Origin of the sequence: Pedobacter sp. (assembly GCF_031119335.1) — a bacterium.
Classification (GTDB): Bacteria; Bacteroidota; Bacteroidia; order Sphingobacteriales; family Sphingobacteriaceae; genus Pedobacter.
Genome location: NZ_JAVHXT010000004.1, coordinates 294,444 through 313,652 on the forward strand (window position 1 = coordinate 294,444; position 19,209 = coordinate 313,652).

General features: G+C 37.7%; 18 protein-coding genes and 1 pseudogene. 5 read left to right on the forward strand and 14 right to left on the reverse strand.

Annotated elements, in window-relative coordinates:
• Nucleotides 1-37: 37 nt before the first annotated feature.
• From REI64_RS06785 to REI64_RS06795, 3 genes are all read right to left on the reverse strand, one after another.
• Complete coding sequence (locus tag REI64_RS06785; protein ID WP_308849352.1) at nt 38-397, reverse strand: hypothetical protein; 360 nt, start codon at nt 395-397, stop codon at nt 38-40.
• Nucleotides 398-491: 94 nt separating this feature from the next.
• Complete coding sequence (locus tag REI64_RS06790; RefSeq protein WP_308849353.1) at nt 492-890, reverse strand: META domain-containing protein; 399 nt, start codon at nt 888-890, stop codon at nt 492-494.
• Between the two features lie 2 nt (nt 891-892).
• Nucleotides 893-1,870 (reverse strand): App1 family protein, encoded by a 978-nt coding sequence (locus tag REI64_RS06795; RefSeq protein ID WP_308849354.1) that lies wholly within the window; start codon nt 1,868-1,870, stop codon nt 893-895.
• Between the two features lie 51 nt (nt 1,871-1,921).
• On the opposite strand from REI64_RS06795, the gene REI64_RS06800 reads away from it, so the two are divergent.
• A complete protein-coding gene (locus tag REI64_RS06800; RefSeq protein WP_308849355.1) occupies nt 1,922-2,797 on the forward strand; it encodes a YegS/Rv2252/BmrU family lipid kinase in 876 nt (291 codons plus the stop codon).
• On the opposite strand, the gene REI64_RS06805 is transcribed toward REI64_RS06800, so the two are convergent.
• From REI64_RS06805 to hflX, 5 genes and pseudogenes are all read right to left on the reverse strand, one after another.
• The gene (locus tag REI64_RS06805; protein ID WP_308849356.1) at nt 2,787-3,179 is read right to left on the reverse strand and encodes a hypothetical protein; all 393 of its coding nucleotides are present in this window, start codon (nt 3,177-3,179) and stop codon (nt 2,787-2,789) included. The genes REI64_RS06800 and REI64_RS06805 overlap by 11 nt on opposite strands.
• A gap of 2 nt (nt 3,180-3,181) precedes the next feature.
• On the reverse strand, nt 3,182-3,838 hold the full coding sequence (locus tag REI64_RS06810; RefSeq protein WP_308849357.1) for a TonB family protein: 657 nt from the start codon (nt 3,836-3,838) through the stop codon (nt 3,182-3,184).
• Nucleotides 3,839-4,202: 364 nt separating this feature from the next.
• Nucleotides 4,203-4,839 (reverse strand): annotated as a pseudogene (locus REI64_RS06815) (hemolysin III family protein).
• A complete protein-coding gene (rbfA, locus tag REI64_RS06825; RefSeq protein ID WP_308849360.1) occupies nt 4,832-5,212 on the reverse strand; it encodes a 30S ribosome-binding factor RbfA in 381 nt (126 codons plus the stop codon). Before rbfA ends, REI64_RS06815 begins: the two are co-directional and overlap by 8 nt.
• Nucleotides 5,213-5,308: 96 nt before the next feature.
• Nucleotides 5,309-6,508, reverse strand: coding sequence for a GTPase HflX (hflX, locus tag REI64_RS06830; protein ID WP_308849361.1), 1,200 nt, complete (start codon nt 6,506-6,508; stop codon nt 5,309-5,311).
• 486 nt (nt 6,509-6,994) lie between these two features.
• Here hflX and REI64_RS06835 point away from each other — a divergent pair, with 486 nt between their 5' ends.
• Nucleotides 6,995-9,307, forward strand: coding sequence for a Tex family protein (locus tag REI64_RS06835; RefSeq protein ID WP_308849362.1), 2,313 nt, complete (start codon nt 6,995-6,997; stop codon nt 9,305-9,307).
• A 124-nt stretch (nt 9,308-9,431) separates the two neighbouring features.
• Nucleotides 9,432-10,019 carry a hypothetical protein gene (locus REI64_RS06840; protein WP_308849363.1) on the forward strand — a complete coding sequence of 196 codons (588 nt, stop codon included), beginning with the start codon at nt 9,432-9,434 and terminating at the stop codon, nt 10,017-10,019.
• 121 nt (nt 10,020-10,140) lie between these two features.
• Here REI64_RS06840 and REI64_RS06845 read toward each other — a convergent pair whose 3' ends face one another.
• A complete protein-coding gene (locus REI64_RS06845; protein ID WP_308849364.1) occupies nt 10,141-10,869 on the reverse strand; it encodes a glycosyltransferase in 729 nt (242 codons plus the stop codon).
• Complete coding sequence (locus tag REI64_RS06850; protein WP_308849365.1) at nt 10,866-12,392, reverse strand: MATE family efflux transporter; 1,527 nt, start codon at nt 12,390-12,392, stop codon at nt 10,866-10,868. Before REI64_RS06850 ends, REI64_RS06845 begins: the two co-directional genes overlap by 4 nt.
• A 111-nt stretch (nt 12,393-12,503) precedes the next feature.
• On the opposite strand from REI64_RS06850, the gene REI64_RS06855 reads away from it, so the two are divergent.
• The gene (locus REI64_RS06855; RefSeq protein WP_308849366.1) at nt 12,504-13,253 is read left to right on the forward strand and encodes a glycosyltransferase family 2 protein; all 750 of its coding nucleotides are present in this window, start codon (nt 12,504-12,506) and stop codon (nt 13,251-13,253) included.
• A gap of 48 nt (nt 13,254-13,301) precedes the next feature.
• Nucleotides 13,302-14,258 (forward strand): Fic family protein, encoded by a 957-nt coding sequence (locus tag REI64_RS06860; protein WP_308849367.1) that lies wholly within the window; start codon nt 13,302-13,304, stop codon nt 14,256-14,258.
• Here the strand turns inward: REI64_RS06860 and REI64_RS06865 are convergent.
• From REI64_RS06865 to REI64_RS06880, 4 genes are all read right to left on the reverse strand, one after another.
• Nucleotides 14,255-15,172 carry a glycosyltransferase family 2 protein gene (locus REI64_RS06865; RefSeq protein WP_308849368.1) on the reverse strand — a complete coding sequence of 306 codons (918 nt, stop codon included), beginning with the start codon at nt 15,170-15,172 and terminating at the stop codon, nt 14,255-14,257. The two genes, REI64_RS06860 and REI64_RS06865, sit on opposite strands and share 4 nt — an antisense overlap.
• Before the next feature lie 95 nt (nt 15,173-15,267).
• Complete coding sequence (locus REI64_RS06870; RefSeq protein ID WP_308849369.1) at nt 15,268-16,464, reverse strand: glycosyltransferase; 1,197 nt, start codon at nt 16,462-16,464, stop codon at nt 15,268-15,270.
• Nucleotides 16,465-16,567: 103 nt separating this feature from the next.
• Nucleotides 16,568-17,767, reverse strand: coding sequence for a glycosyltransferase family 2 protein (locus tag REI64_RS06875; RefSeq protein WP_308849370.1), 1,200 nt, complete (start codon nt 17,765-17,767; stop codon nt 16,568-16,570).
• Complete coding sequence (locus REI64_RS06880; RefSeq protein ID WP_308849371.1) at nt 17,751-19,208, reverse strand: O-antigen ligase family protein; 1,458 nt, start codon at nt 19,206-19,208, stop codon at nt 17,751-17,753. The genes REI64_RS06875 and REI64_RS06880 overlap by 17 nt, the downstream gene beginning before the upstream one ends.
• Nucleotide 19,209 lies beyond the last annotated feature (1 nt).

Here is a 19,209-nt window from a genome sequence, read left to right on the forward strand (position 1 = left end):
CAAAAATACAGAACAGATATTTAGGTTGCCATAAAAATTAATCTTTACGCTTTAGCACATAATATTTCAAAATGGTATCATCGCGAAGCGTTACGCCATAGGCCGTAAATAATTCATAACCATAAGCCTTCATTTTATTTACGAAATCAAGCGCCGAGTTAAACTCCATATTTTTACCATTTTCGTCCTTTACAATAGACGCTTGTCTATCGCTTATTACTCGCTGTCCATATTCAAGTTGAACGATTACCTTGCTTCCAAAGTCTTGTTTAAAGGCACGAAGCTCCAGAAATGGTTCTTTTAATTCCGATAACTTAACTCCGTTAATGGTTTGAGCTGAAACTTTGCCATAAGCAAAGCAAGCGAGCATGGCCGCCAATAAGATGGTTCTTTTCATTTGTGTAAGGTTTAAATTGTGTGTACAAACACTTAAACACTAATAGTGCCAAATTAAACCTCACATACGTAACAACCTCAGTAAAAAATAAAACTTAAGGCAGTTTTGTAAAAACCATCAATAACGTTTCATTTTGGTATAGATACAATCTTTTACCAGAGATGTTTCCAGCTGTTACTTTCTCCAAATCTGCGTAATATTTATTTTCGGCATCACCTACCGCTTCGCAGTACATTTTGGTGCCAAAAATTTTGCTGAATTGTATAGCATTTCCGTTAATAACAGCATTGCCGCCGTAGCTATTGCAAAAGGACTTGCCGCCAATTTTGTTTCCCTCGCTTATGTTCAACGTTGCCTTTGCTGCCGTAGGCAAAGTTTTTCCTGGCCAGCGGGCTAGCTCCCATCTAGTATCGCCCTGCTTAAGGTTACTGAGGTCTTTTGTGCAAGATTGCAACGTTATAAATGCTAGCAGTATTATAATAATCCTCTTCATAATTAATTAATTAAGCCAATCTTTTTAGAGTGGGCAATTGCATCTTCGCTGTGCACAAATAGGCAAGTGCTAATGTTTTTCTGCTCTAATTTATTCAATATTTCTTGTGTTGCGAATATTTTAGATTTTCTTACATTTCGAATATATACAGCAATTACATTCTTTCCATATTTTTCTGCGATTTTGTAGTAAATCTCTGGGTCCATTTGTGAATTATCGCCTAAGAAAACAAACTTCTGGTTAGGGAAAGCATCTATAATCCGCATAATTCGCAGCAGTTTTCCTTCATGGCCTGTCTTTCCAGTTTTCATCAAATCCTTCCATCTTTTTAACTGGTTGAGCAGAAACGTACCTTCTGGGAAACCGTTAAAACGAAAAGTCTCTACCAAATAATCGTACAAATTCCATTCACTGCTTGATACGTAGAAGAAAGGATTCGGCTGTTCTGCCGCAGTATGTGCTTTTGCAAGCAGTTCATAATGATATCTGGTAGATTGAAATGTTTTTCTAGTACGAGGGTTTCTCAACAACAGCTCCTTCAATCGCTTTGCAATGGTTTTAGAATGCGACACCATGATGGTATCATCAATATCAGATATAAAGGCATACTGCGTAATGTGCGGCACATAAATAGATCCGGTAGTTTTCGCTAATTCTTTTCCTTCGTCGGTAAAAGCAATCACCTCAACCTCGTGCCAACCTGGTGCTACGGTTTCTACAGCATCCCATTCAAACTTAAAAAAACCATCGTAAGCAGCATTGGTTGTCACCAGCGTATCCCTAAACTTAAGTTGAACTTTTGCAAAGGCATAAGGCTTCAATACAAACAATCTAAAAACGTGCATTAAATTGACAAAAAGCCCATTCTTAAAGCGCTGTTTAGTCTTTGCTCTGTACTTAAAAACATGTCCATAGACCACTAAATTATGCGTGTGCCCATAACCATGATATACTTTTACTTCGGCAGTTTTTTTTGACATATAATTTTAAAACAGATTAATACAATTGTTGTTTTATATCATATTTTTGATATGACCTATAAAAACAAACAACGGTTACTCTTCGTAGTAAATCAAGGCTCGGGCAATAAAGACCAAAGCCTTAGTGAAGAAATTATCAATTATTTCAGCGAGAGCGATTTAGCAATAGAAATCTTCGAACTTCCTCGAAAATGCAATTCAAAACAAATTAAAGAAGCTATTGAAAAAGCAAAGGCAGATAGGGTAATTGCTGTTGGCGGAGATGGTACGCTCAAACTGGTGGCCGAGTGCTTGCTCAACACAGAAACTCCCATCGGTATTATACCCACAGGTTCTGCCAACGGGATGGCAAAAGAACTCGGTATTCCTCTAAATCTTGAAGAAGCTTTGGAAGTTGCTGCCACAGGTACGCCAAAAAAAATACACGCCACTTTAGTTAACGATGAACTTTGCATTCACCTATCAGACATTGGCTTTAATGCCTATTTGGTAAAAAAATTCGATGAATTACCAACCAGAGGAATGTTGACCTACGCCAAATCTGCTTGGCACGCCTTCTGGAACCATCGCAAAATGCAGGTACAATTTAAAGTGGGCGACCGCCAAATTAAAACCAAGGCAGCAATGGTAGTTATTGCCAACGCTACCAAATATGGTACTGGTTTCAACATCAACCCAAATGGAAAATTAGACGATGATGTATTCGAGATCATCCTAATTAAAGAATATGCCGTAATGGAAATCTTAAAAATTTGGATAAGCAAACTACCTTGGAACCCTAAAAAAATTGAAAGCTTCCAAGCCTCAGAAGTACAGATTAACACCAAATATAAAGCACACTTTCAGGTAGATGGCGAGTATTTGGGCAAAACCAATAAAGTTATTGCTAAACTTTTGCCAAAGGCGATAAATGTAATTACGCCCTGATAGTTTGATGCGCCCTCACGGTTAAAAACAATCGGATAAACTCGGCAGCAAAGCAAACCTTAAATAAGATTGAAAACCATTTATCGTCGTAATTACCCAATGCCTCAGGAAAAAGTGTAATAAATCCTAGCGTAAATACCCATAAATAAAGTCTAAAGGGGAACTGAATGTAATAGCTGATAAAACCAATCTTCTTGAAGAAAAACAGTCCGTAAGCACCTACCAAAACCAAAACGAACATCGGAAACATCAACACGCCCTGCACTTTCTCCGACATTAAAGAGAACTTATCGTAGTTTTTAAATATTGCCCACAATTGCATCGACATAAATACGAGTGATATTATATCTAAAAAAGCAAAAGCACGAAGAAGGATACGCATGTTTATTTACAATATTTGGCAAGCAGTTTATCCGCTTTTGTAGAGCCCATATATTTCACAAACTTAAGGTCTTCGCAAGCGTGTTCCAAATCGCCCTGAGTTATTTTTTTCTCTGCTATCCGTATCTTTTTTGAAATAAAATCATCATCAACGCCCATATCATTTTTTAAAGAGATAATTTCTGCTTCCTTCACAAAATTTTCAATCCCTTTTTCAATGTTCCTATAGTAATTGGCAATTTTGCTGAACGATTTCATGTCGTCTGTATATTGTTTAATTGCTAACCCTACACTTCCGGGATTAATGTTTTCACAACCATAATCTTGCAAAGAAAACTTCATGGGCGAGCGAATAAGAAAGGTCGTATCGTAGCCCGTCGGAACTGTCCATTTTCCGCTGGTAAGCTTAATCAAACGCAACGCCTCTGCGTCTAAATCGGCACCAATGCCTCTAGTTACGCCTGCGTAGGTTATCTTTCCTTCTTTGTTTACTTTAAAAGCTACTTCAATGGTACCTTGTATGCAATTTTCCAATGAATATGTCGGATAAATTGTATTCGACTTTACAAAACTTTCTAAGCCATTTTTAATGCTAGGGCGCTGCTGTGCGCTAAGCTGTAACGAAAAAACTAGTAGTAAGATTAAAATCAATCTGCTCATAACTAAATTTACGATTTATTAAGGAAAGTCGAAAACCTGCATTGGCATTGTTACTCAAATGGTTTATTTATTTTTGAAAAGCAATTGTAGTGGCTCTAAGGTTACGATAGTCCCGTTTTCCACTTTACTTCGGGGCAAACACATAGGTTTGCCCCTACGTGCTCGCTTCAACCGGGTTTATTTAAATAAGGGCATTTCAACTATTTAAGGAGGTTGTTACAAAGTCTAATCTTTACCCGCAGATTTTCACAGATTTAAAATCCGCTGATTTGCGCTGATTTTTCATAAATTCCAATAAGCTATAAGTCATTAAAGAAAATCCCCTTTAATCTGCGGAGAAATCAGCGAAAATTTGCGGGTACACCTAAGCCCTAAAAACGTAAACGTAATTATAAAAGAAATGAGATAGCGCCCCGAAGTTCACAAACAAATGCCACAATTCGTGACTATGCAAATACTTATACAAAAGCTTGTCTTTTGCGTAGTAGTAAGTGCCGCCAATGTAAAAAACGCCACCCAAAAACAACCAAAACAAGCCCATTGCAGGTACAGCTTGTACCATTTTTGCCATAAATGGAATAATTAAACAGCCCATACCAATGTATAAAGCCGTAGATAAATTTCCCTTTTTTAACTTATTGAAGATTTTAAGCAGGCAACCAAGAATAGCAACAAACCAAACAAGCGCAAAAAGTAACCAACGTACCCAGCCATCGAAAATAATGAGCGCTGTGGGTGTAAACGAACCCGCAATCATTAAGTAAATACAGCAGTGGTCAAACTTTTGCCAAAACCTAATGCCGTATTCTGTTTTTGGGTACGCTGTGGTAAATAGCACTAACGCTAAATAGCACAAAAATGCCCAAACCATAAACTATAGCAGCAGTTTCTTCAAACAAAGTAGATGATTTTTGCAACAACAAATACATCCCCGGCAGGGCCAAAACTGCAGGTAAAAAGTGAGTAATGAAATTTCCAGGTTCCCGGATGTATTTATTCATTCCCTGGCAAATCCGTATCCTTACGTTCTTTCGCTATTTTATCGAAAATCTGGTCCATTCTTTCTACATATTCGTTGGTATCATCAACAAAGAAAGATAAAGTTGGTATAACCCTAGCTTGGTGACGAATGCGAGAACCTAATTTGTACCTAATTTCGCCGGCGTGCGAATTTACCGTAGCAACCGAAAGGCTTGTATTGTTTGTATTTAAGAAACTAAGGTACACCTTTGCCACCGCCAAATCTGGCGATACACGAACCTTAGTAATTGTTACCAATGTATTTGGCAAGTAAGCAGCCCCTTCACGTTGAAAAATCGATGCCAATTCTTCCTGTAATAATCCTGCAAACTTCTTTTGTCTGTTACTTTCCATAATTTGTTTTCAATTCTTGCCGTTACCTTGAACTTATTTCAGGGTCAGCTAAACCGATGCTGAAATAAATTCAGCATGACGAGCCGATTAATATTCTTAATATAGCAATTTGTCGTAAGGATAACGCGTAGTATGAATATCCTTCACTTTATCGTACAACAAAGTTCTAAATTCTTCTAAATTTTCTTTTTGTGTAGCCGAGATAAAAATAGCCGGAGCATTGTTATGTGCCATCCAAGTTTTCTTAAAATCTGCTAAAGTTACTGGCTCACGTTGTTCATCTACATCTACCAAATTATCAAATTCTGGCGCAACGTAGGCATCAATTTTATTGAAAACCATGATAGTTTCTTTATCTCTTGCACCTAAATCTTTCAACGTTTCGTTAACCGTGTGTATCTGGTCTTCAAAATTAGGATGAGAAACATCTACAACGTGCACCAAAATATCAGCCTCGCGAACTTCATCTAAGGTAGATTTAAAACACTCTACCAAATGGTGAGGTAATTTGCGAATAAAACCAACGGTATCTGATAGCAAGAAAGGCAAATTGTCAATTACGACTTTTCTTACCGTTGTATCTAAAGTTGCAAATAGCTTGTTTTCTGCAAAAACATCAGATTTAGAAAGCATGTTCATGATGGTAGATTTACCAACGTTGGTATAACCCACTAAAGCTACACGAATAAGCTGTCCACGGTTTTTGCGTTGTGTCTCGTTCTGGCGGTCAATCAGTTTTAAGCGGTCTTTAAGCAAGGTAATTTTCTCTAAAATCATCCTTCTATCGCTTTCAATCTGGCTCTCACCCGGACCACGCATCCCGATACCACCTTTTTGACGCTCCAAGTGGGTCCACATACGTGTTAAGCGAGGCAACAAATATTGTAGCTGTGCCAACTCTACCTGTGTTTTTGCTTGTGCAGTTTGTGCCCTACCCGCAAAAATATCTAGGATTAAATTACTTCTGTCTAAGATTTTAACCTTTAATTCTCGCTCAATATTACGCAGTTGCGATGGCGAAAGTTCATCATCAAATACGACAATGTCAATCTCTTCTGCTTTTACATAAGCTTGTATCTCTTCCAATTTACCCGTACCCACAAAAGTAGCACGGTCGGGCTTTTGCATACGCTGGGTGAAAGTTTTTTCTACCACACCTCCTGCCGTATTTACCAAAAAAGCCAACTCGTCCAAATATTCCTTGGTTTGCTCGGCTTTTTCGCCTGGCAAAGCCACCCCTACTAAAACCGCCCGTTCTTGCTTGGGCGCTGTATCATAAAATTTCTGTTTTCCCATTAATTATTACAAAGATACAAACCGATTTACGAATTACGATTTTTAGATTTACGATTTGATTGTCAAATTGTATAACATCTTAATTTGAGGTATCTTTTAGCAGTTTTGTAGCCACAGATACACAGATTAATTTCATTCGATTGATAATTTAAAATCTGTGCATCTGTGGCTGAATGATTTTTGGAGAGGGAAGTAGTTGTAACCGTGGGCTAGGAAAAATGCAACGTTACCAAGAACTATCAAACTTTCGATTATAAACCTTATCGAAGTGAAAATACTTTTTGGTGCGTCATTTCGACGAGGAACGAGGAGAAATCTGTTAAATAGTCGCGTTTAACTTTTAGATTTCTCACATGCGTTCGAAATGACGGCAATAGGACAGAAAAAGATTGCAACGAAAAGAAAGACTGAAATTGCCAAGACTTGTTTACTTTGTTTTCCAAATCAATTTAATTAGGTTAATTTTAGCCTCTTTTAAAAATGATTATGAGTAACCATCTACAACATATTTCTGCAACATTAAACATCAACAGCAAACAAGTAAATGCAACTTTAGCCCTTTTGGAAGAAGGCGCTACCGTACCTTTTATTTCTCGATACAGAAAGGAAGTAACAGGCAGTTTAGACGAGGTGCAGATTGCTGCGATTAGAGATTTAGCGCAGGCTTTAAAGGAATTAGATAAACGTAGGGAAGCCATATTAAAATCGATTGCCGAACAAGGCAAATTAACACCAGAATTGGAGAAAAAAATCAATGCGGCGGAGAGTTTAACTGTGTTAGAAGACATCTATCTTCCTTACAAGCAAAAACGAAAAACGAGAGCATCGGTAGCGAGAGAAAAAGGTTTAGAACCTTTGGCCTTACGCATTTTGGCACAAAGTAGAATTGACGTGGAGGGCGAAGCGGCTACTTATATTGATGCCGAAAAAGGTGTGGCAAATACCGAAGAAGCTTTAGCTGGCGCAAGAGATATTATTGCCGAAATTATTAACGAAGATGCCGAAACCAGAACTAAAATGCGCAGGTATTTTGAGCAAAAAGCTACTTATAAAGCAATTGTAGCTAAAGGTAAAGAAGCTGAAGCCGTTAAGTATAAAGACTACTTTGAATGGGAAGAGAGCGCTAAAAACGCACCATCTCACAGGGTTTTGGCAATGCTTCGTGGCGAAGAGGAAGGAATGTTAAAATTAGACGTGCTTCCGCCAGATGAAGATGCGATAGCGTTATTGGAGAAGCAATTTATTACGGGAAACAACGCTGCCAGCGGACAGGTAAAATTAGCTATTTACGATGGTTACAAACGCTTGCTTCGCCCTGCAATGGAAACCGAATTAAGAGCTGCAATTAAACAAAAGGCAGATGAAGAAGCCATAAGAGTTTTTGCTTCAAATGCTCGTCAGTTGTTAATGGCGGCACCGCTTGGGCAGAAAAATGTAATGGCCATTGACCCAGGTTTTAGAACGGGCTGTAAGGTGGTTTGTTTAGACAGACAAGGAACTTTGTTAGAAAACACAGCGGTTTACCCACATACAGGACAGGGAAATATTAAAGATGCGGAGTGGAAAATTCAGCAACTTTGCGAAAAATACGAGATTGAAGCCATCGCCATTGGCAACGGAACCGCAGGCAGAGAAACCGAGACTTTTGTGCGTGGTTTAAAATTAGCGAACGTAACCATCGTGATGGTGAACGAAAGTGGTGCTTCGATTTATTCGGCATCGCCTTTGGCTAGGGAAGAATTTCCTGACCATGATGTTACCGTTCGTGGTGCGGTTTCTATTGGCCGAAGGCTGATGGACCCATTGGCTGAATTGGTAAAAATTGACCCGAAATCTATTGGTGTGGGACAATACCAACATGATGTTGACCAAGGTAAATTACAACAAAGCTTAGATGATACGGTAATGAGCTGCGTAAATGCTGTTGGTGTGGAACTAAACACGGCTTCGAAACAAATTTTGGCTTACGTTTCTGGTTTAGGCGAAAGTTTGGCTCAAAATATTATCAATTATCGTACTGCAAATGGTGCTTTTAAAAATAGGGCAAGCTTGAAAAAAGTGCCTCGTTTGGGCGATAAAGCTTTTGAACAAGCGGCTGGTTTCTTACGCATCCGCAATGCCGAACAACCTTTAGATAGCAGTGGTGTGCATCCAGAGCGTTACGATTTAGTCAAACAAATGGCGAAAGACTTGGGCGTTTCTGTAGCACAGCTGATGAAGGAAACTGAATTGCAAAAGCAAATCAATCTGCAAAAATATGTGAGTGTAGAAGTTGGCTTGCCTACGCTACAAGATATCGTGAAAGAACTGGCAAAACCTGGTCGCGACCCTCGTGAGCAATTTGAGGCTTTTAGCTTTGCAGATGGCGTAAATAGCATTGCCGATTTGAAAAAGGGAATGAAGCTAAAAGGCATTGTTACCAACATTACCAATTTTGGTGCTTTTGTAGATATTGGCGTTCATCAAGATGGTTTGGTGCATACCAGCCAGTTGGCGAACCGTTTTGTAGCCAACCCAAATGAGGTAGTGAAAGTGAGCCAAGTGGTACAGGTTACCGTAACCGATGTGGACGTAGAGCGTAAACGTATTTCTTTATCGATGAAGGAACCCCAAACTCCTAAAGGGGCTTCTCAAGCTGAAAAGTCTGGAAGTTCGAAAGGTAATTGGAACAAGAACGAAGCGCAGAAACGTAATGAGCAACCTCGTAAGCAGTTCAATCAAAATCAACCTAAAAAAGAAAAAGAAGTTGATGGCGATTTGCAAGCAAAATTGGCGAAGTTGAAGGGGATGTTTAAATAGCTGCTGTCTTTTCTTGGAATAATTGCTTGTCAGTTTTAAGTTTAAAAACTTCCTTATATATTTAAGTTATTGGAGCTTGAGGAAATTTTTTGAAGATTAAAGACGACAAACTGAAACAATAATTTTGATAAAGCAAATTGACAATTTTACAATCACAGAAACCTCAACTAGGGTGGTTGTTGACTATACCAAAAACGCCAAAGACTGGTTTGATACTTTTATCACGATGATATTAGGATTATTTACTTCTGTATCCACGTATTTATTTCTGCAGCATGGTTTTAAAACAGCTAATTTTATTTTAATTTTAGCAGGAATCATCCTTACAATTGCTGCTATTTATTTGGTAGTTTCAGGACTTTCAAGATTTTTTCAGCCAACAAGGAATCTATTAGTCATTAATAAAGAAACAAATACGTTAGTATCAAGACAGACGCCATTTGCTTCAAAAACATTTTCCTTAAACGAAATTCAAAATCTTGTTGTAAGCGGACAAAATGAAAAAATATCCGTTGGCGATGGGCAGAAAATGACCCGAACTTATTTCACAATATCAGCAAAACTAAAAGGAAAATCAGACGAAAGACTTTTTACTATAAACACGAATAGATTTTTTAGACCTTCAATACAAAAATTAGAGATAGAATTATATTCAAAAGCCAAAAATTTAGCAAGTGAAATTAACAGACATTTGAAATCAAAACATCAATAGCCAAGTCACAATGAAAAATTAATAATCTCAAACCCAACTTGGATGGAAAACGAAAGCCAAATCTCGAAACGCTAGTAGTCATACCATATCACCAACTTAAATCAGCTCAACACTTTCTAAATTACCTCTTCATTTTACGGTATTTTTCTGAAAGCAGGTTAGAAAGTCGTTTTCCCAGCACCCTATTGGCAACCTTACCCAACAAAGTATAATTATGGTCTATCCAAGAACCAGCAAAATGATGGATACAATAAGTATTCTCTGTTTGTTTTATCTTTAAGGTCTTCCAACTTTTAGGGCAGAAATAATCACTAGGATAAATGGTACAATAATCATCCAGTTTCTGAAAGGTATCATTGATCTGTACATTTTTTACAGTTCTCATAAACTCCGTGATGATCTCCGTATTCGGATTAACATCGAAACCACCATCCGCTAGATAAAAACTTCGATTATGATAGTGCTGTAGCAAATCGCTAATCCATCTACCATCCTTTTCGCTGCCCATAATTGCCGATGACAGTAGTAAATTATCTTCAAAACCTGTAAAAGCTGCATCGCTTAGCATTTTTTTATCCAACGGCTTCAAAAATTCTACATCAGTATCGAGATAAATGCCACCCATATTTTTAAGTGCGTACAGGCGACAAACGTCTGATACAAAAGCAAACTTTCTTTCTTGATATGCTTCCGAGGAAAACTGATAGCTATTTACGTCGAAATTTTCTTCGTTCCACTCCACAATTTGATATTCTGGAAGATGTTCTTTCCACGAATCTAAACACTTCAGGGCTAATTCTGGCATTGTGCCTTTGCCAAACCAACAGTAATGTATAATCTTCGGTATCATATATTTACTTTCTGTCTAATTTTCCTAAAAATATCTGCCCTTGTATGCCTATCAAAATTGATGAAAAGAGTAACTATCAATAGCGCTATTCCAATTAAAAAACAATTGACAAGAAACATCAACCAATTATCAACAGTGAAGAAATTAAGTTGTTTCCAACCATAACATAAGGCAATTAACAGCGAAAAACCAGCCAAGCCCCTCACAATTTTTTTGAAGAAATACCATCTACTTTCGTTTAGGCAATAAGCAGCATATAGCGGTGTAAATGTTAAATGACTAAGCACGCCGCTAACCAACGCCCCTACCGGTATGCTGTACACGCCCAAAGAACTGTATTTACATAGAATGATGACCAAAATGAAGTTGAAAAAAGAAATAAAAATGCCCCAAAAGGAAGCAATCCTTAGTTTATTGGTAATCACAAAAATATGGTAAACGGTTTCTATTGTTCCGTGAACTATAAACGGTACCAACGTAATTACCGATAAAATATGCAGCGCATGGGCATCTTGTGTAGGTAGCCAAAGCTGAAAAAACACCTCCCCATAAACGAAAAACACAGAAAGCGGTAGCAGCACCACTAAAAAAATGGCTTTGAAGGATAAGTCTAGCGTTTTTTTGAGCTTACCCATATCGTTATTTGCATAAGCTTTCAACATTTCTGGCAAAAATATGGGTACTATTATTCCTAAAAGGATGTAGATAGCATTGGGTATAAACTTAGTTAACGACAAAAACCCCATGCCAGAAGCGCCAAAAAAATGGTTGGCAATCAAGAGGTCTAGCTGCGTATTGATCACATTGGACATAGCCATTACCGAATTCCAAACTCCAGAACCAACAATTACGTAAAGTGCACTTTTAGAAAAGAACGACCAATCTATTTGCACCTCGGGAAGCAGTTTTTTAGTGAGCCGATAGTTGGCTACGAGCATATAAATTGCCGTTGCGGCCGTAGTTACTCCTAAGAAATAAATACGGGGCGTGAAAAAGTAGAACAGTAAAATAATCGCTCCTAATTTCAGCACATTAGAAATGATATTGATGAAAGCCAACTTATCAAACCTATTTAGTGCAAATGCAGTTACTTGGAAAACTGCGGAAGAAACGTTGATGACTAAACTGAAAAGTATGAAAATGAAAAGCAGCCTCACATCGTAAACTAGATTGCCTGGAATATCCAAGATTTTATCGATGAAAAGACAAAACAGCGCACTTACTACCACAAAAGCTAGTGAAATAAAGATGTTTCCAAATAGTACTGAATTAAAGTAGGTATTCGCTTCCTTTATATCCTTTTTCTCTAAGCTTATGGTAATGTACCTACTCGACATGGAATTTAACGCCGTTGTGATGATCCCTGCGTACATCACGAAGTTATTAGACAATGGAAAAAACCCGTATGCTTCTTTTCCAAGATGCTCTACTATGTATGGCGTTAGAAAAAAAGAGATACCTACGCCCGAAAGTGCACTGAAAAAATTAGAAACTAAATTTACTACGAACCGTCTTTTATCCATACTTCTATTAGCTTCACTAAAGTACGTTTTATGCCTAAACTTAGAGCTATTTGTGATAAAATATGTTTATTTTGGATATCATTTTCAAATCAATTATTAAAACAGAATAATTTGGGACCACTTGTAAGCATTATTACACCTTGCTATAATTCTGCCGACTTTATTGCGCAAACCATCAACTCTGTTATTGAGCAGACATATACCAACTGGGAATTAATTCTGATTGATGATAAATCTAAGGACGAAACCTGTAAAGTAGCAGAAGAGTTTGTGCAAAAACATGCTAATATCAAGCTGATTAAGTTGGAGCAGAATGGCGGTGTTGCCAACGCCAGAAACGTAGGTTTAGCTAGTGCTACAGGTAAATATATTGCCTTTTTAGATAGTGATGATATTTGGCTGAAAGAGAAATTAGCGAAGCAAGTGGCGTACATGGAGGAGAAAAATTTACCAATGACTTTTTGTGCCTACCACAGAATTGACGAAGCTGGTGAAATTATTTCAAAGAAGATTGAAGTTCCGTATAGCGTAAACTATCGCCAATTACTATCACACAATGTGATTATTTTCTCAACTTCTTTAACCTTAAAAACTGTAATTGACGATACCAAATTCAAAAAAGCAGGTCATGAAGATTGGATTTTTTGGCTCGACATCTTTAAAAAACCGTTTAACGGCTATGGCATTAACGAAGCTTTAGTGCAGTATAGAATAAGACAAGGCTCAGTTTCTTCCAACAAATTAAAAGTGATTGGCTTTACTTGGAAAATCTACAGAGAAAGCGAAAAATTAGGGCTACTCCCATCAATGTATCATTTTGTGCGATATGCTTTCTCTACAGTTTGGAAGAGATTGAGATAGAATTAAGAATTTTTAGTAGCTTTGATACTATCAAATGATACTATCATAATGAAACCTCCCTACGAAATTACTTCGACTATTTTAATGTTAATTGCCTCAATTTCACAAAAAATTGGGGAGATTAATGCGAAATATTTAGTACAGCAAAACCCCAAACTTCGAAAGCAAAATCAAATCAAGACCATACAATCATCTTTACAAATTGAGGGAAATACGCTTTCAGAAGAGCAGATTACAGCAATTATAGATAACAAGCGAGTAGCAGGGGCCGAAAAAGATATCATAGAAGTATTAAATGCACTAGCGATTTATAAGGATTTAAAAAAACTGAAGTTTGACAGCGAGAAGGATTTTCTAAAAGCTCATCGAGTTTTGATGAATACGTTAGTGTTAGATCCTGGAAAGTATAGAACAAAAAGTGTAGGAATTGTAAAGGGTTCGGAAATAGCACACATTGCCCCGCCTGCTGCAAATGTGAAATTCTTGATGCAAGATTTGTTCAGGTATTTAAAGGACAAAACGGAACTAATGCTCATTAAAAGTTGCGTATTTCATTACGAGATGGAGTTTATTCATCCTTTTACTGATGGTAATGGGAGAATGGGACGTTTATGGCAAACCGTTGTGTTAATGGCAGATTACCCACTATTTGAGTTTCTACCTTTTGAAACGCTTATTGCTAAAAACCAAACAGCATATTACAATGCGCTTTCAATTTCTGACAAAGAAGGGCAATCGACAAAGTTCATTGAATTTATGCTGGGCATCATCGACCAATCCTTAGATGAACTTTTAAAAAACGGCACTAAAAAGCTAAACGAAACTGAAAGGCTAGAAATATTTCTCGAATCGAATGGATCAGCATTTACGAGAAAACAGTACATGATATTTTTTTCAGATATTTCAACTGCAACTGCAAGCCGTGATTTAAAAAATGGTGTTGCTCAGGGTTTAATTGAGAAATCTGGTGACAAAAAGACTTCGATCTACAAAAAGGTGAACTAGGATTTTATTTCGTAGCCCAATTCCTTGCTATTTTTACTGTGCGTATAATTCCACCATAAGCCTTTTAATGTCCATTTAGCTAGGTTAGCTTGACCAGCCAGTAGATATTTTAAAACTGCTTTTGGACAAGCTATCAACGTGAAGTAAATTGAAAAGAAAAAAGTGTTTAACCAACCCGTATTTTTTCTAATGAACAACATCCGGTTGCGGGTGTTAAAGTAAATCTTCAGACCGCTAGCTTTGCCAACGCTAACCGATTCCTTGTGATAAACCTGCGTTTTACCTGTGAACCAAATCTGTTTACCAATGCGCATAAACTTCTCGCACCAATCTAGCTCTTCGTAGTAAAGAAAATAGGTTTCATCCATTAAACCTGCATTATTTAAAGCTGCTTTTCGGCACATTACCGCAGCGCCGTGGCAGTAGCCTGTTTGGTAAGTTTGGTTATCATACTGCCCTATATTTTTTTCAAACTGACCGATGTACGAATTCCGTGCTACCAAATAGTTCATTGGTGTAAAGCCTGCGTACTGCACTAAATCCTTTTGATCGTAGTATAGCAATAGCGGCGAAAGCAAACCAATTTTATCATTAGCTTCCAGTTCGGCAATCATAGTTTCAATACAACCAGCGGGAATTTCTGTATCGTTGTTTAACAAGAAAATATAATCGCCTTTAGCCTGTTTAATCCCTAAATTATTTCCGCCAGCAAAACCTAAATTTTCTTTAGATTGTATGTATTTGATGTTCTCGAAATATGGCTGAAAAATCAGTTCCATATTTTTATCAGCACCATTATCTACAATAATAATTTCCACTTGCGAAGGTGAGTAAGATTTTGCTACAGATTTTAACAATTCTATAGTTACTTCTGCCTCGTGAAAATTGACGGTAATAATGGTGGTTAATGACATCCTTATTTAAATTATTATCTGACGACTCTTGTCAGGCTGAGCTTGTCGAAGCCTTTGTAAACACTTCGACAAGCTCAGTGTGACACTGACGATGTTCAGGCTGTCACCCCATTAATCGCTCTATATATCTCCTCTACATTCTTTTCCCAAGTATGTGTATGGGCAAAAGCAATGCGTTTATTTGCTAGCTCTTCGCTATTTTCTGTTAATGCTTTTTCGGCCAAAGCCACGTAATCCTCTTTTGTTTCTGCAATATAAACGTAATCCTCAAAAACGCTCATCGCTTCGGTTCTAGTAGCCAAAGTTGGTTTTCCCATAGCTAGATATTCATCTATTTTACGCGGATAGTTACCAATGGTTAACGGATTTAATGCCTGCGGATTTAGACAAACATCAAAACCTTTAATGTAAGCAGGCAAAGTGTCGGGCTTTTGCGCACCAAGAAAATAAACATTATTCAACTGATGCAACTTGCTACGTTTGAAATCATCATCTTCTGGCCCTACCAAAACAATACTCCAATCTGGTCTTTGCTCTGCCAAATGGATCAAAATATTTTCATCTAAACGAATGGAAAGTAAAGCCCCTACATAGCCTAGTATTGGCTTTGGAATGGAAGCAAGATTTTCGGGAACTATTACCCTTTCATCGTTTTTAAAGATGGTGAAATCGCAGCCCTGCCCTACATAAAACGAATTTGGATTGTACTTCTTGCAGTAATTAGCTAAATAAACAGAGTTAGCTACGCATAAATCGCTCTTTTTAATTAGCTCTGGTTCCAAATGTTTTCCATGCTTGCCCCAATAAGGTGTTGCCAATAAGTTATCCCGAGAATAGTAGATACTGGTTGTTGGCTTTAGTAGCTCTTTCAAATGATAGCTCCTAAACATATCGCTATCATTAAATAAAATGAAGTTCTTAAAATCTAATCGCTGAACTGCTTTTTTGATAGACTTCGCAAACCTTTTGTTATTGATTTTATTGAACAAACGAAAGATCGCAGTAGGCATCCAGTTGATAGATTCATTGATCACATTAGGATAAAAAACCCAAAAATTAGGCGCAATTTGCTCCAAACCATCTTCCTCACCCTTAATTACTCTCACACGTTTTTTAACACCTTCTGTTTCTGCCTGCTGAAACTTCGTTCTACGATCTAAAGGCGCATTGATGTAGAGCACTCGATTGTGCTTGCTAAACTCGACAGCAATATCTTTGCAATTACTTCCAATAGGAGTATCCCAAGGTTGTTGCCCAACTACAATAATATCTCTGTTTTTAATAATTGCCATGGTTACGATTTATCTTGAACTCGTTTATAAGCACTTACACCCCTAACAAAACCTAGGATACCGAAAACTAAAGCAGGGATGATCAATAATTCTAAAGGCATAACTATCTATTTTCTTTTTCTACAGGTTTACTACTGTGCGGTGTTGCCATAAAAGACTTTTTTGCTTTGCCAATACTCAGTAAAGCAACTACCATTCCCCACATTGCTCTCGGTATTTGAAACAGCGCAACATACATTCTTTTATCTGCGTAAAATCTTCTTGGTATAGAAATAATTAATGTTAAGCAAAGGCTGATGAATAGGCCTATCCAAAATTCCTTTGATGGACCGAAAGGGTTAAAAAATGATTGCGCAACTAATAAAAATAGCAGCGCCAGCAACAACATTCTTGGGCCTAAAAAAGTCAGCAAGGTTTTATTAAAGAACTCCACATTACCTTTAAAAAGCTGCACAAATCCTTCGAAAGCATATTTTTTCAAGAACTCTACTTGCGAGGCAATCCATCTGGTGCGTTGCTTGGTGAATACCTTTGCATTCTCTATTTTTTCATCATAAACATAAACATCATTTAAGTAAGCGATGTTCACTTTATCCTTCGCAATCATAAAATCTAACTGCTTATCTTCTCCAACCGTTTCACCGATATTGTTTAGCAAATTACGGAAGTAAGCAAATTCAAATGCCATTCCAGAACCAATTAGTGCTGGAGATAAGCCCAAAACAGCATGGCTTTTACGGAAAAGGTGGTTATTAACTTCCTCGTTGCAAGCATCTAAAAAGGCAAAACTGCTGTCCATATTCTTCGCTACCCGATGTGCCTGTACCACTCGTCTGCCTTGCTCAAAAGCACCGTTGATGTAGTTTAAGTAATCATCTCCCATGATATTGTCTACATCCAACACCACAGCAAATTCAAAACCTTCGCCTTCCAATTGGTTCATTGCAAATTGCATGGCTTTTCCTTTGGTGCTCTTCTCAAAAAAAACTTCAATTACCCTCGCTCCTAGTTCCCTTAGGGTCAAAAGTGTTTCCTGTTGCAAACCATCGGCGATAACAACCACTTCAAAATTTCCATTATATTGATGTTTTAAAGCTGTCTTCACGCTGTCGATGATCACCACATTTTCTTGATAAGTAGGAAACAAAACAGCGATCTTTCTATAATGCACTGCTTGTTTTTTTGATTTGGGCAAAGGAAACAATCCAACTATGGCGAAAAATGCCAGATAGACACAGTTAAACACTAAATAAATGCCCAACACCCAAAACAAGATATCAATAATGCTATATACTATCTCCATCGGTTTCCAATTGTTTTCTTTGTGTATCTAGCCAAGGGGCGATAAATATAAATGACCATGACATAAACATAATTACAGAAGAGGGCACAGCATTCATTACTTCGTTGCCATAACTGCAAACAAAACAACCTACTGTTCCGGAAGTAAGTGCTATCATTTTGGTTTTAAGCTTCGGATCTTTTAACTGCCAAACAATACCGCTGCATTTGCCTATCATATAACAGTTAATCCCGAACCAAATAATTAGCCCAACCACACCATACATTACCCAAACTTTTACCCAGTAACTGTCTGGCTGGATATTAGCTATAGGCTTATCTGCATTGTAGGTGGTTCCATTCATACCGCTCATTCCCAAACCAGCACCAAAAGGAGCATCTTTCAGTAAATACGCCAATTTCTTCTGATTGATCATTCTTACGTTAAAGGATGCATCTTTTGGATCTAGGGCACTGCGCAAGCGCCTTACTTGGAAAATTTCATCACCTATTTTTGTATACTTTAATACTCCTAAGCCACTTAAAGCAAAAGCACTACCTATAATCAAAACCTTAAAATTCTTACTTAAAAAAAGTGCAAAGGCTAAACCAGCAACCAAGGCAAATAAAGCGCCCCTAGTTCCAGAAATGCCCATTCCGTAAAGCATAACCAATGCAAGCACACCAAATATGAGTTTTTTAAATAACGAAAATGGACCCATTGCCAAAACCATTGCCATTACCGCCATAATTGCCTGAGAAGCACCAAATTGCCCTGCATCGGTAAAAAAAGAGAACACCCTTAACTTGCCGCCTAAAATATGGGTAACACTATTTCCCAGATCTAGCCATTGCTGCTCGCCGTTGGTTAAGCCAACATACAGCTGCTTCACGCCATACAATGTAGCCACAGCAGAAAAAAAGAAAATAAAGGCAATAAAACGATTAAGATCTGCCATTCGGTTAAATAGCAAAAACACGATTGGGGCAATGAGCAACCAACTTAATGCGGTAAACCGCAATTCGTTAAACCAACCAGTAATACTGCCGCCATAAGGATTTAGTACCTGTAGCACACTTATCCCAAACCAAATTAAGGAAAGTAAGACATGTTCGTTTTTTAAGGCTTTCCAATTAAAGCGGTTCATGTTCACTAAAATACTAGCCCAAGTGAGTAGTAAAGTAGCATCCATTGCTAAGCCTACAGGTATATTAAGGAAAGTTTTGCCAACAAAGCCGAGGAAAAAACAGTAGGCAAAGTAGACCACAAAAGCTATACGAGGGTTATTGAAAGTAGCGATCAGAAATGCGCCAACACCAGCGGCTGCCAAAACAAAAGCGGGACCTAAAAATCCGTACCTAGCTGTAGAGCTTGCCACCAAAATAGAAAGACTTAAAGCTATTAGGATAAACAGCACTTTCTGTTTGGAATCGGCAATATGTAGTTGCAGATTTTTAAGCATA